The 540-nt window shown below is 40.0% G+C and carries 1 protein-coding gene; it reads left to right on the forward strand.

Annotation, left to right across the window (positions count from 1 at the left end):
- A partial coding sequence (locus HMPREF0077_RS10845; RefSeq protein WP_004837932.1) for a hypothetical protein occupies window positions 1–540 on the forward strand: 540 nt, incomplete at both ends.

A 540-nucleotide genomic window follows, 5' to 3' on the forward strand; every position in this document is an offset into this window, starting at 1 on the left:
AACTCAAAAGTAAGTACATTTTCAAAAATCGGCGAGTTAAAAGGATTAGACAAACCAGAAGGCTCTGTTCCAGACAAAACAGCTCCAGAAGCGCCAGAAGTAAAAGTCCAAGATGATGGATCAGTTACAATCACCCCTAAGAAAGATTCTGATACAAAGACTGTAACAGTAACTTATAAAAACCAAGATGGGGAAGATAAAACTGCAACAGCAACAAAGGGCGATAATGGTGAATGGACAGTAACAGGCAATAATGGAGAAACAATAGATAAGACTTCAGGTGTTATCACAATTCCAAAAGGAAAATCAAACCCAGGAGACAAGGTAGTTGCAAAAGCAAAAGACCCATCAGAAAACGAATCAGGTCCAAGCGATGACACAACCATGCCAGCCCCACCAACAATAACCCCTGACCAAACTTCTGGTAATGTAACAATTACCCCACCAACAAAGGGCAATCTTGATGGAATGGATATTGAATATAAAACTCCAGAGGGTACAGACAGGAAAGTAAGGGTTGTAAAAGGCTCTGACAATAAA

The organism is Anaerococcus tetradius ATCC 35098 (assembly GCF_000159095.1).
Taxonomy (GTDB): domain Bacteria; phylum Bacillota; class Clostridia; order Tissierellales; family Peptoniphilaceae; genus Anaerococcus; species Anaerococcus tetradius.